Raw genomic sequence first — 13,652 nt, 5'->3', positions numbered from 1 at the left:
GATTCTTCATTATATAGAGAATTCAAAAGCTAATTGGCAGGACCCAGATTAATCAAGCTGACCTCGGATAATGAGACGGTTGTGTTGCCATCTTGCAGACCATCAATGTTACCCAGATCAAATGAAATTCGAGTATTCGCATAACTGGCTTCTGTTGCATCAAATGTAAACGTGAACTCCTGTTCTTCTGGAGTCAAATCAACTCGTGCCCCAAAGAAACCATGCCATTCATAGTTGGCAGCTGCATCAACCCATCCAATCCCCAAACCCAATTTCCTGGACTTCTCCGCTTTGGCTTTAAACGTTAATTTATATTTAAAACCTTGCTGTATGCCAAATCCTTCATTGATGACTTGACGATCCCATGGATGCTGTCCTGCATGACCAATTTTGGCTTGAAGCTGTTGATTGTTGACTTGCATCTCAAGGTCCGCTGCATTACCATCCGCGTGGGTAAACCAACCTTCCTTACCTTTGGAGAAGTCTCCATTAGGAATAAGATTAACATGAGCAGGCTGCCCTCCTTGATCTGCATTCGGATTCACTTCATATAATTGGACGTTATTAATGTGAATCGAGTGTTCACCTGTAGAGAGCGGATATCCTAATCCAAATGCAAGCATAGCTGCCGAATCGGAGCTATCCCTCATAGTGAAGGTGTAAGTATATGACTTTTGATCCGCGGTTAATTCCACTTCTTCTTCAAAATACTTCACAAAATCCCCTGCATTCTGAGAAAGAACCGCTTGCATGGATTTAGGACTTGAAGCAGATGCCTCCAAGGTAAGTCGGTACGTTTTGTTTGCATCCAGTTTGATCTGACCTTGTTGCAACAAAGCATCCCACCAATGTTCACTTGTACCAGGCAATTTAACCGTTAATCCTTCGCCCTCGTCATGTGATGCTGTCAGATCATTAGGAATTAGCTCCCAATGCTTCAGATCAGCTGTTAGCTCACTGTTCTGAATTTTGTTTTGTGAAATATCCACCCAACGTGTATTATAATCTGCTCCTTCAAAATTCACATAATAGGGTTTGCCTGCTGTCAAGTTGACCCCTGGAAAATACACCGTTTGATATGCTTGCCATCCACCCGTGTCTCCGAGACTCAGGTCTGATTGTGCAACGGTTGTCCCTTGTTCATCCTGAATGCTGAACTGAACCTTGGAATCACTTTTTCCACTGGCCATTCGGGCAGACAGAACATATACTCCGTCCTGAGCTACATCGATTTTATATTGCAGCAGATCTCCCTGATCCATGTAACTGACATGTTTTCCTCCTTCTACGGAGTCCTCCAGTTGTAAGCCCTGCATCATCCAGGCTTCGGTTGCCGGTACATGTGCGTAGCCATTCACTGACAGAGGTTTTCCGCGTTTAGTCAGACGAACATTGTCCACATATACCTTACCTTCAGAACTGCCGAATAACAGTCTTAACTCGGATTGTGCGATTGGTGCTCCATCTCCAATGATGATTTCTCCAGTAAATGTTTTCATTTCTTGGTTCAAGGAGAGGTTTTGCCCTTGATGAACCTGTACCGTATGCCCATTACTACTGACAACATCAATGTCGATGCTTCGCGTTGTATCTGCCTTGGCATCTAAGGAGAAACCATACGTTGTATTCGCTTCCAGCTTCAAATCCGGTTGGTTTACCGAAACTTGCTGTGGGTCACCATTCGTTTGAGTAACATCAACAACCAGCTGACGCTCCATAATCGGGAATTCCGAAAAGTTATTTACACTTATATTGGCTGCCGCACTGTCCTGAATGCTGCTTGACCAGAATCCCAGACGCTCCTTGCCCTGATCGAATGTGCCATTGTAAATAAAGTTGCCATCAGGTAACGCGTTTCGTTCGACAGTTAACGGATCAGCTTCACCCACCTCGATCAGTCTGACATTGGCAAACCAAACGGTTGTATCATCCAACCCCAGATTAAATTCGAATCTGGCATTGTTATCCGTGCCATCCCGCATATTGAAGGTATAGTCATAGGATTGCCAATCTGTCGTGAGTTCAAAGGTGTTATCATCCGAATAATTGGTCCAGCTTTTTTCAAATTGGTTCAGTTTGGACATGATTGTACGGTTAGCAGATGCTTTCGCATCAAATTGTATCTTGTACTTTTTGTTTTTCTTGATGTACATCGGCATCTGAGTGAGTTGAACCGAGTAGTTTTCAGTACCCGATGCATCAATGGTAACTTCTGCTGCTTTCCCTTTCTGCTCATCCGTTACAACTTTGACACTGCCAGCTCCATCAGCATTTGTGATGAATTTCCACTGAAGAGGCACTCCATTGTCTGCAGACCCTTCCGCAAAACGATCATTGTATATTTGATTGCCATCGGCTTGTGGGTCACGCTGTTGCGCAGGCTCGATGGGATTTGTTGTTACATCAGGCCATGTGTCTAGATTTTTGTAAGAATATACTCGCACAAAGTCAACATTCATCTTTTCGGAAGTGAAGTTGCTTTCAGGTGCCCCCGGCCAGTCTCCTCCAACTGCCAGATTCAGAATCAGATAGAATGGACGATCAAATGGTGCAGGAAATGTATAATACTCGGGTTGGCCCGCGGCCTTCGTTTGCCAGTTGGTCACTTCATGATGCAGCTTTCCATCCACATAGAAACGAATCATACCCGGCAACCATTCTACCTGGAAATCATGATAATCGTCAGCAAAAGTTTCTCCCTTCGGAAGAGTAAGGCTTCCCTGATCATGTCCATGGGAACCGTCAGGCTTCACACTGTCATAATGCAATGTGCTATATACCTTGTTATTACTCTCTTTGCCACCAATTAGCTCCATAATATCGATTTCTCCAGAGGCAGGCCATCCACCATAATGTGCTTCATCTGTTGGCATCATCCATATGGCAGGCCACATGCCTTTATCAATAGGAAGCTTCGCACGTACAACTACTTTACCGTAGGTCCAGTCGCCTTTTCCCATGGAGATCAGTTTGCCAGAGCTGTAATCCTTTCCGTTTTTCGGACCCTTTTTTGCTTCAATCTGCAACACGCTTCGATTCTGATCTTTTGTAATTCGAGTGTTATCGGGGCTGTAATATTGCATTTCATTGTTATAAACGAGTCCTGTATCCTGCACGGTCCATTTGGAAGAATCAATCGAAGGTCCGTTAAACTCATCATTCCAGATCAGCTCCCATTGATCATGCGGAATCGTTGTTGCTGGAACCGGTTTTTCGCCAGCCGGATTGCTTGGTGTTGATGGTGTAGACGGTGATTGCCCGTCTGGAGAAGATGGTGTGGGTGTACTTGTCACACTTGTTGAACCACCAGGCTGCGATGAAGCAGGTTGTTGGGCTTCACCCACCATGGATGTGCGCAATCCTTGTTTTACTTTCTCTCCGTTGATCACAACATCATCGGCATCTACACTCAATTTTTGGACCGTACCTTTGGTATCCATTCGAGTCTGACTCGCTTCTGCATGAATATTCATGGAATCAATCAGGCTGTTTGAAGAGATCTCCAGAATGGATTTCTGCTTTACATGCATCTCCTGAATGTTACTTTCTTCCGTAATGGCAACTCTGACGGGTTCCCCACGTTTGTCAACGACTACTCGATTCAGCTTGGAGTTGTTAATGTTGATGGAATGACTGCCTCCGCCTTTAATGATGACACTTCCTGTGACAGTTACGTCCTGAAGAACAACAGATCCCTCGCCAATGCCTTCTGCCAGTAGCAGATTTCCATTGACAACCATATTTTTCAACGTGATATCCGTTGATTTAATAATCAAGTTGCCATCTACCCGGGACTCATATGTTCCAGGAGTGCTTTTTACATCTGCAATCATCGCTGACAGTAACTCTGCCGTCTCCGCTCGTGTAATCGGGGCTTTGGGATTTAATTTGCCTTGGAAACCTTTAAGAATATTTTCGTTCACCAGATAGGTAAGCGCTTTCTTTGCATAACTAGAAATATCATCTGCATCCTCAAATTTCAATTGTTCACTATCTTCATTTGTAGCCGCTGAAAGTTGAAAAGCTCGATCTACCATAACCGCTGCATCTTGGCGTGTAATCGGTTGTTGTGGTGACAGATGTTCACGGTCTGTCCCTTCGATGATGCCAGAACCATTCGCTCGTACCATCACGTCATAGTACCAATCGTCTGAAGTCATATCCGCATATGAACCAGTCGCCACATTACCGGTGAAACCAAAGGCCCGATCCAGAATCATGACGAATTCAGCTCGGCTAATGACCTGACTGGGCTTGAACGTACCGTCCGTATAACCTTTCAATAAATTCAAGTCTTGCAAACGTGTAACTGCAGATTGTGACCAATGCCCCGTCAGGTCTGTATAGGGAACAGAGAAGTGCAGGCTTTTTGCCTGCACATTTCCCACCTCCGCTTGACCCTGTACACTTTCTGCTCCAGCAGTTGCTGGATAAACGAGAGAAGCCATTAAACTCCATGCCACCATACATGCCAGTCCTTTTCTCATCCTTCTTCCTCCCTCAGCTCAGTTATCCTTGCATTTGCATAGCCTATTCCTTGACTGCTCCAATAACGATCCCCTTAACGAAGAAACGTTGTAAAAACGGGTATACCATCAGGATCGGAAGCGCGCCGATAAAGATCTGTGCTGCACGTACGGTTCGCTGCGAGATATTCTCCAACATGGAAGGATCGACGTTGATTTTGCTGAGATCTTGCTGAACGATAATGGTCTGTAATAGAGAAGCAAGTGGATAATTTTTAATATCGGACATATAGATCATGCCGTCGAACCAGGAGTTCCACTGATACACCATCGTAAATAAGGACAAGGTTGCTATAGCTGGTAGAGACAGTGGCACGTAGACCAGAATCAACGTTTTGATATGACCTGCTCCATCCAAATAAGCTGCTTCCTCAAGTTCTTTGGGCAGACCGCGGAAGAAGTTCATCATGAGAATAACGTTCCACACGGACAGTGCGCCAGGCAGAATAAGCGCCCAGATTGTATTCATCAGGCCAAGCTTCTGGATCAGAATGTAACTTGGAATCAAACCGCCGCTGAACAAAATGGTAAATACGAAAAACCACGTATATAAGGAGCGACCTTTAAAACTGATGTCTTCCTTCGACAACGGAAATGCGGTTAAGAGCATGATGACCATACCAATGATCGTCGCAATTACAGTCCGTTTAAGTGATACGATCAAGGAGTTGATGAAGTTTGAATTCCCGAATGTTTTTACATATGCGTCGGTTGTGAACCCAATGGGCCAGAAGGTAACCAGGTTTGATGATGCTGGCGCCATACTGCTGAATGAAACAGCCAATATATGAATAATTGGTAAAATGCAGAGTATCGATAATATCCCAAGAAAAGTATAGTTAGCGATGCTGAATATGCGGTATCCTTTTGTTTTATAATACAAGCCCTTTTCTCCTCTCTAGAAAACTCGATAATTAGCTAGTTTGTAAGCCATTCTGTAAGATATAACAATCAAAATGGTAGCAACCACAGATTTGAACAACCCTACTGCTGTGGCAAAACTCATCTTCCCGTTCAGAATCCCGAGTCGATATACAAAGGTGTCAATGATGTCGCCTTTGTCATAAACAAGCGGATTGTACAAGTTGAACACCTGATCAAAACCGGCGTTCAGGATATTGCCGATAGAGAGTGTCATCAGTACGATTGTAATCGGCATTAATGCCGGAATCGTAATGTACAGCGTCTGTTTAAATCGGTTGGCCCCATCCACCTCGGCAGCCTCGTAGAGTGCAGGATTAATTCCTGAGAGAGAAGCCAGAAATACGATCGTACCAAAACCAAATTCTTTCCACACATCACTGAGGATCAGTGTTATTCGGAACCATGTACCATCTCCCAGGAAGAAGATCGGTTCTCCGCCAAAGGCTACGACAAGCTGGTTGACCATGCCGCCCTGAGGAGACAGGATATCGAGCAGAATACCACCGAGAATAACCCATGATAGGAAATGCGGTAGATACACAAGCGTTTGACTCACTCTCTTGAATGCCGTCAAGCGCACTTCATTGAGCAAAATGGCAAACAGGAATGGAGCGAACAGTCCTGCGATGATTTTGAAAAATGCAATGACCAGCGTATTCCAGATCACCTGACCTACGTCCGGATATAAGAATAAATATCGGAAATTGTCCCAACCCACCCATTTGGATTCAGAAAATCCCAAGTATGGTTTGAAATCCTGAAAAGCAATTACAATGCCACCCATCGGTATGTACTGAAACACCAGTGCCAGCAATACAGCTGGAATGAGCATCATATGCAAAGTCCAGTTCCGTTGCATATTCCAGCGCTGTTTAACCCTGGTGGAGCGCCGTTTATGCGGCGTTTCTAACGTATGTTCCTTCACTCCTGCATCCCCCATGTTCTAAATTTTGTATTTTACAAGTCATCGTGAACTTGTATATTAAAATTATAGCAATGGAAATTTGTGATCTATATCCTAATATTGCAACAACGATATCAATATTTTAATAAGATTAAGGAGGTTGGACTTTGTTCACACGCTTGAATGTCTTTACCAAAATTACACTGTTGTTTGTGATGCTGCTTATTCTGGTGCTGTTTCTCTATACATACTCGAACCGGGAAAGCGTGCGTGTTATCGAACACGAGATTCAAAACAATACGATGAATCATCTCTCGACATTTGCTGACTCAGTAGAATCCAATATTTACCAACTGTCATTGTATGGGATGTCTATTGGGCAAGATTCGAGTATTCAGGAATATCAACGTCCCGACTATAAGGACATTCCCTATGAACGTGTGAAAGTTGGAAGTGCCATTCTGGAAAAGATGAATCTGTACAACGCAGCAAGCAAATGGCATTCGACCATCACACTATACTTCCCGCGGATGCAAAAAGTGATATCAACGGATTATTATGCTTACATTCCATACAGGGATGATGAATTTAAGGAGCCTCTCTCGCAATCCTGGACCTATGCCGACAATCAGTTTATCTGGTACACTACCGATCCAACGACAGCGATGGCGAGACCTGGCAAAGCCAGATTGATTACCAAAATCAGTTTTCCAGTTCATCACTTAACTGCACTTCTTAATCAAAACAAGTTAAGTAATAAAGGTGACCCGTTCATGTTCCATCCCGATTATGGATTAATTAGCAATAGTTCTGGAAAGGAAACCTTGAACGCAATCCTGCCTTCCCTGAAAGAAGCAAAACTGCAGGCCAGTGGTGGGTTCAGTACAACGTTGAACAAAACGGAATATTACGTCTCCTACATTCAATCCAAGAGCCTCGGCTGGTATTATGTTGACTATGTGCCTATGCAGCAAATTTTGAAACCGATTACGAGCAGCCGGAATCTCTTTTACGCTTCAATTGCCGTTCTGATCGTGATGAGCGTTGTTGTATTATATACACTCTACCGAAGTGTACAGCTTCCGCTCTTACAGTTGGTGAAAGGGACAAATCGCTTGTCCACCGGGGACTTTTCCGTTCGGCTTCATCATTCTGCACGCAATGAGTTCAGCCTGTTATTTGCACGTTTCAACATCATGGCTCAACGAATTCAAGAATTAATCGAGAATGTATATGAGGAGAAATTACGAAGTCGGGAAGCCACGCTCAAACAGTTGCAATCGCAGATTAATCCGCATTTTCTATATAACTGTCTGTTCTATATCAAGAACATGGCCCGAATGAAAAATGAAAAGGCCGTGGTAGCCATGGCACTGAATCTGGGGGAGTATTACCGATACATAACCAGGTCCGAAAAGGATCAAGCCACGCTTCGTGAAGAGCTGACGATGGTCAAAAATTATTTGGAAATCCAGTCACTGCGTCTCGAACGAATGCATTTTACAATCGACGTGCCCCATGATATTTTAGATAAAACAGTTCCCAGACTAACCCTCCAGCCTATTATTGAGAACGCTATTATTCATGGTCTGGAGCCCAAATCGGTAGATGGTGAGATTAAAATCTATGCGGACTGCGAGGATGATGTGTACACGATTATCGTGGAGGACAGCGGGCTTGGCATGTCCGAGAAACAGCTTGATCATCTGAGAGATAATCTTCTTAAACCGCTGGATGAGAATATGGGATGTGGTACATGGAATGTCCATCAGCGTTTATCTTTTCTGTACGGTGAAGGATCTGGACTATCTTATGATCATTCTTCAATGGGTGGGATTAAAGTTAACATCACGTGGCACGACAATACAGACAAGTAGGTGAACGACCCATGCTGCAAATATTATTAGTTGACGATGAACGTTCCGTCGTGGAAACGCTGGCAGAGACCATTCCGTGGGAAAGCTGCGGGATCGGTACAGTTCATGAAGCCTTATCCGGTGCAGTAGCGCTGGAAATTATGGACAACCACGACATTGACATTGTAATTACGGATATACGTATGCCCGAAATGTCAGGCATTGCACTGATTACAGCGATTCATGAAAAGTGGCCGCATGTGCAGACAATTCTGTTATCAGGTCACGCCGACTTTGAATATGCGAAACAGGCCATTGCGCAGGAAAGCTTCGATTACTTGCTGAAACCTGTTAGTGATGAAGATCTGATCGAATCCGTGCAACGTCTTGTTCATCGAATTAAAGAAAAGTGGGAAACCGCAGCATCTCATCAAAGAGCCTTACACGCCTTTCAGGATCATCTGCCATTGCTTCAATCCACGATGCTGCATGAGTTGCTGACTGGAAAAGTCTATGATCAGAAGACGCTGGCAGACAAGCTTGATCTGCTGGAGCTTCCCTACTCCGTAGGAGAAGATCTCGGCATGCTGATTATCCGTATGGAGAAACATCTATCCGATATGGCACACGGCGACCTGGCCCTAATGGAATATGCGATATGTAATATCATAAGTGAAGTAATGCATAATCATTTTCATATCTGGCATACACGTGACGTGCACGATTACATTGTTGTTCTGGTAAGCATGAAACATTCCACAACGATGAGTTATAGCCGGAGTGAGACGCCTCAGACATTGCTTGAGCAGTATGCTGCCCAGATTCAAACCAATGTTCAGTTATACCTGAAAGGTGCAATCTCCATTTCCGTCTCCAGTTGGGGCAAGTTTCCCCACGAAATTGGAGAACTCTATGAGCGAACGGTTATGTCCATGCGTAAACGGATGGGTCAGGTGCAAGGTTTGTTTGTCACCGCTTCCGATGAAACGGATGCCAATCCTCTACATACGATTAGGTCGCTGTATCAGCCGCCAACGTTGATTAGCCTGCTCGAAGCTGGTCGCTTTGAAGATGTGGAACAGAAAATCGAGCACATTTTTGAGGAACTGCTGCATTCCAATGAACATCATGATATTGCTGAGTCAACTTTTGAGGTGTATTTTGCTATAGCGGGGGCGTTTGCGTACATCATTCATAAAAATGGCAAACAAATCTCTTCTTTGATTCCAGCAGAGTCCTATCGTTACTTTCAAGCTCCCAGCTATTCCACTGCGCAGCAGCTACAGGACTGGTCCGTGCGTACACTTCATTACATACGAGATGATGCTGAACAAGAGCTTAGAGACAATCACAGCACCATTGTGCGCAGCGTCAAAAGTTTTGTCGACCTTCATCTGGCTGGAGATGTATCACTGCCTGCAATTGCACACCATGTGCATCTGCACCCAGTCTACTTGTCCAAGGTATACAAGGCGGAGACAGGTGAAGCACTTACTGCCTATGTGTACCGGTTAAGAATGGAGAAAGCAGCCTATCATTTGCGAACATCAACCGCCAAAGTGTTTGAGATTGCAGAACTTGTCGGTTACAACAATACCGCATATTTCATCCGAGTTTTCAAGAAATTTTATGATCTTACACCGCAGGAATATCGGGAAAATCTGCCGGTTTAAGAGAGTACACAGACCAGACTTGACGTTCTAGTAATCTCTCCGGTTTCCCCCTTCTCCATATCAAATACAAAAAGGCATTGCCGGAGATCTTCTCCTGCAATGCCTTTTTGGTGCTTATGTGGCCGCGATGATTCAATTCAGCCAGCCCTGCGTCATCCTATTTTCCGCTTTTCACGGAATCATACCACTCGTTAACTTCTTTCGTAATCTGATCTCCACCTGAAGACTTCCACTTCTCAACAAATGAGTCGAACGCGTCAACAGAGGTTTTGCCATATACAATTTGAGAGAAGGTGTCTTTCTCCATCTTAGTCAAAATGTCATTGTTCATCTGCATTGTCATTGAAGGTGCACCGGTAAACATTTGATTGAACACGATATCCTTTTGATCCAAAACAATCTTGGCTGCATCAAGCATAGGTACTGGTACACCTGATTTGATTTTTTTCTCAAACGGTGTAGTTGCTTCTTCACCGCTTGCCAGCTTGGCAAGTGTTGTCATACTTAGATTGGGAATACGCGCTCCATCAAAAGTCAAAGTGTACTTCTCGGGAGCATAACCACCCGTAAGACTTGCATCGGTTGATGGTTTCCCATCTACCATAACCCAATCGTATCCTTCCGCAAATCCATGCTCGAACTCATCGCCCTCTTTAGGATTCGCATAGTGATCAAAGAGATAGTTCTGATAGGTGAAAAAGGCTTCCGGATTCTTCATGTCTTTGTTAATCAGAACTACGCCGTTTCCGTTCGACGTACCATGTCTTCCTGCTTGACCGTTTGGACCGGAAGGAATGGGATACGCCTTGTATTCAGCCTCAGGATTGTTTTTCTTCACATCCTCCAGCGGCCAGGATGGCATCCAGTGAGGACCGACCACAATACCTGCTTTTCCGGCAGTAAATTCTTCAGCTGCTTTTGTCTCGTCATACACGCCGGCTTCTTCCGGGATATACCCTTTGCTCATCCAGCTCTGTAATTTGGCCAAAGCCTGTTTTGCACCAGATGTAACGGAACCGTATTCAAGTTTTCCGTCTGCCGTCAGATTCCATTGGTTTGGCATTGTACCATAAGCGCCAAATACCCACCCAGCTTCTGACATCCATGTGTTCAGCCAGTTTTTGAAGCCAATGGTGAGTCCGTAAGTGTCCTGCTTCCCATTGCCATCCGGATCTTGATTCGTAAACGTTTCCATAATGACTTCAAGATCATCTATAGTTTTAGGTGCTTCCAGATTGAATTTCTTCATCCAGTCTTCACGGATCCACATGACAGGATCACCATTATAGGAATAGTCCAGAATCGGAATACCGATCTTTTTGCCATCTTGCATGTATGGATACCATACGGAAGGATCTTCGTTTACGGCTGCTTTCCATGTGTCGCTGGCATATTTGTCAAACAACTCGCCCGCATCGACAAATTTTCCGGACTCAATCAATTCACGCACCAGATTGAATTCGCCGCGATACGAAATAATGTCCGGCATGTCCGCATTGGAAGCAAGCGATAGACGCAGTTTTGTCTCAAATGCATTATTGGTGGATGGAGATATCCACTGGTTTTTTAACTCAATTCCGAGTTTCTCCTTGGCCCATTTGGTATGGACGTTGTTATCCTGATCCTCGCCTGACTTAAACTTCACGTCTGGACCCCATGGTCGTAAATACGTAATGGATACAGGTGGATCATACTTCCCATTTTTGAGCTCCAACGTTGTCGCTGGTGTACTTGATTCAGTTTTCTTTTCGTTCCCGTTACTACACCCACTCAAGGCTGCAGATAGGGCCAATACACCGATCATGACCAAACTGCCTACTCGTCTCTTTTTACTTGTGTCCAACTTCGTTCCCCCAGTCTATGTAATGTTGCTTACAGGTTAATCATAATGAATGTTTGATATTTATGCCCATACTAATATTGCAACATTTATTGCATTAATTTAGGATATTGGATATTGAATACATATATTGAATAAATACAATGCCTGAATATATAAAAAAGCAGCCGCTAACGGCTGCTTCAGTCTGCTTAATTACTCGTATATCTGACCCAATCGTACTCTGCATAGAGCGGATTGGCCCCGTTATAAGGACCGAGCCAGCTATCTACTCCTGTTCCATTCCAGAGGTTCATCATGATTTTTCCGGGTGTTTTAGGAATATTGCTGGTTGCCGTATGCTTTAATACACCATCAACATACCATTTGATATGTCCCGGCTGCCAGTCAAATGCGTACGTATGGAAGCCCTGGGATGCATCAAAACCTAGATTGATAATCTTCTCATGATTACCAACCCCATTGGTATAATAATTAAACTGCACTTTGGTTGTGTCTTTTCCTAAAAATTCGATATCAATCTCATCCCATTGGGTGCCATGTGCAGGGCCTGTGTATGTGAAAAAAGACGATACTACACCTGTGTTCTTGGCAGGTTTCATACTTACTTCATACAAGCCGTACCCATACGTATTCGTGGAACGGTACTCTCCACAATCAAACTTATTTTGTGCAGAGCTGGTCAAACCAAGCTTAAGCTTGCCGTCACTTGTGAAATTAACATTGTTAGCCCTCCACGTACAGTTAAACATGCTCCCATTGGAATACCCATCCGCTTTTTGCCACGTACTTGCGTTAAAATAGGTTAGAGGTTCCCAGAACACATAACCCGCGAAAGCGCTTACCGAAAAAAACAAAGAGATTACACCAGTTACCGCCAAAGTATACCAAGACTTCCTCTTCATCATACACCTCCATGAATGATTCCAACATGTACAAGCGGCACAATAATAGATAGCGCTTACATGGTTGGTATTTCCATTTTATCCGGAAGCATGGTGGTACACTATAGCAAACTTCAAAGCAGAGATATTCAATTTTTAAGATCCTCGTTCTTGTATCTAATCATGTCATGTTAAGACTAAGCCAGTTTCATAAACATAAGATGGATTGAATGAAGCGCCTGCCCTTCAGCATAGAAGGAATCAGGCGCTCCATCAAAACCATTTTTACATATATCTCAATATGTTTGTTAATTTATTCACCCTAAAAGGGTTCTATTTCGCACCAGCTTGTACCAAAATGTCTTCAATTTCTTTAAAGCCACTATTCTTCGCATGACTGAGTGGTGACACCCCATCACGGTCCGATATGTTTACGTCTGCTCCGTGGTCAATGAGTAATTGTATCGTCTCCTGCTGCCGAGCATTGCCATCGTTAAGAATGATCGCTTCGAGTAGTGCTGTCCATCCCAATTGATTCACATGGTCCACATCCACCGAAGTTTGAGTCAGTAGTTCTTGCACTACATCCACATATCCATGCTCCGAAGCTGGAATAAGTGCTGTCCCTCCATATCGATTCGTTATCGCTGGGTCCGCTCCCGCCTCGATTGTCAGCTTCAAAATATCCAAGTATCCTTCAGCGCCAGCATACAGAAACGGGGTATTTTTCATATCGTCCTGTATATTCACATCTGCCCCCGCTTCAATTAAAACTTTAGCCGATGTTAGATCATTATTGTAGGTTGCAATCATTGTAGCGGTTCGTCCACTCTGATCTTGAGCATTGATATTGGCACCTGCTTGAATCATTTGTTCGATGCGTTCAGTATCGCTGTCCTCTACTGCCTTGAATAGCTGTTCATCTGGTGAAGTCATGGCCTTTTCCTCCACGTTAGAGTCGTTTATCATTTCAGGCACGCAGCCTTGAACGATCAACATACTGCTTATCAGGACAACGATGATCAGTGATTTACTCATACTGCCT

8 protein-coding genes are annotated in these 13,652 nt (G+C 44.1%); 2 read left to right on the top strand and 6 right to left on the bottom strand.

Annotation, left to right across the window (positions count from 1 at the left end):
- Window positions 1-29: 29 nt before the first annotated feature.
- The 3 genes from J2Z28_RS16935 to J2Z28_RS16925 are packed head-to-tail and all read right to left on the bottom strand — an operon-like array spanning window position 30 to window position 6,375.
- Window positions 30-4,487 carry a carbohydrate binding domain-containing protein gene (locus J2Z28_RS16935; RefSeq protein WP_211083384.1) on the bottom strand — a complete coding sequence of 1,486 codons (4,458 nt, stop codon included), beginning with the start codon at window positions 4,485-4,487 and terminating at the stop codon, window positions 30-32.
- 43 nt (window positions 4,488-4,530) lie between these two features.
- Window positions 4,531-5,409 carry a carbohydrate ABC transporter permease gene (locus tag J2Z28_RS16930; RefSeq protein WP_017688354.1) on the bottom strand — a complete coding sequence of 293 codons (879 nt, stop codon included), beginning with the start codon at window positions 5,407-5,409 and terminating at the stop codon, window positions 4,531-4,533.
- Between the two features lie 15 nt (window positions 5,410-5,424).
- Complete coding sequence (locus tag J2Z28_RS16925) at window positions 5,425-6,375, bottom strand: ABC transporter permease (protein ID WP_211083383.1); 951 nt, start codon at window positions 6,373-6,375, stop codon at window positions 5,425-5,427.
- A gap of 146 nt (window positions 6,376-6,521) precedes the next feature.
- Between J2Z28_RS16925 and J2Z28_RS16920 the strand changes: the two genes are divergently transcribed.
- Both J2Z28_RS16920 and J2Z28_RS16915 read left to right on the top strand, forming a co-directional pair.
- Complete coding sequence (locus J2Z28_RS16920; RefSeq protein ID WP_211083382.1) at window positions 6,522-8,231, top strand: sensor histidine kinase; 1,710 nt, start codon at window positions 6,522-6,524, stop codon at window positions 8,229-8,231.
- A gap of 11 nt (window positions 8,232-8,242) precedes the next feature.
- Entirely contained in the window at window positions 8,243-9,883 is a 1,641-nt protein-coding gene (locus J2Z28_RS16915) for a response regulator (RefSeq protein ID WP_211083381.1), read from the top strand.
- Window positions 9,884-10,040: 157 nt separating this feature from the next.
- On the opposite strand, the gene J2Z28_RS16910 is transcribed toward J2Z28_RS16915, so the two are convergent.
- The 3 genes from J2Z28_RS16910 to J2Z28_RS16900 all read right to left on the bottom strand — a co-directional run bounded on the left by J2Z28_RS16910 (window position 10,041) and on the right by J2Z28_RS16900 (window position 13,645).
- Entirely contained in the window at window positions 10,041-11,726 is a 1,686-nt protein-coding gene (locus tag J2Z28_RS16910) for an extracellular solute-binding protein (RefSeq protein ID WP_211083380.1), read from the bottom strand.
- A gap of 188 nt (window positions 11,727-11,914) precedes the next feature.
- A complete protein-coding gene (gene bglS, locus J2Z28_RS16905; protein WP_211083379.1) occupies window positions 11,915-12,628 on the bottom strand; it encodes a beta-glucanase in 714 nt (237 codons plus the stop codon).
- A gap of 312 nt (window positions 12,629-12,940) precedes the next feature.
- Complete coding sequence (locus tag J2Z28_RS16900; RefSeq protein ID WP_211083378.1) at window positions 12,941-13,645, bottom strand: ankyrin repeat domain-containing protein; 705 nt, start codon at window positions 13,643-13,645, stop codon at window positions 12,941-12,943.
- Window positions 13,646-13,652 lie beyond the last annotated feature (7 nt).

Origin of the sequence: Paenibacillus xylanexedens (genome assembly GCF_017874615.1) — a bacterium.
Classification (GTDB): Bacteria; Bacillota; Bacilli; order Paenibacillales; family Paenibacillaceae; genus Paenibacillus; species Paenibacillus xylanexedens.
Note: the sequence above shows the minus strand (reverse complement) of the source record. Positions and strands in the feature narration are given on the sequence as shown.

What these genes read in the sequence shown, in the direction of transcription:
- J2Z28_RS16935 (WP_211083384.1), bottom strand. Translation starts at nt 4,487, where the DNA reads ATGAGAAAAGGACTGGCATGTATGGTGGCATGGAGTTTAATGGCTTCT.
- J2Z28_RS16915 (WP_211083381.1), top strand. Translation starts at nt 8,243, where the DNA reads ATGCTGCAAATATTATTAGTTGACGATGAACGTTCCGTCGTGGAAACG.
- bglS (WP_211083379.1), bottom strand. Translation starts at nt 12,628, where the DNA reads ATGAAGAGGAAGTCTTGGTATACTTTGGCGGTAACTGGTGTAATCTCT.
- J2Z28_RS16900 (WP_211083378.1), bottom strand. Translation starts at nt 13,645, where the DNA reads ATGAGTAAATCACTGATCATCGTTGTCCTGATAAGCAGTATGTTGATC.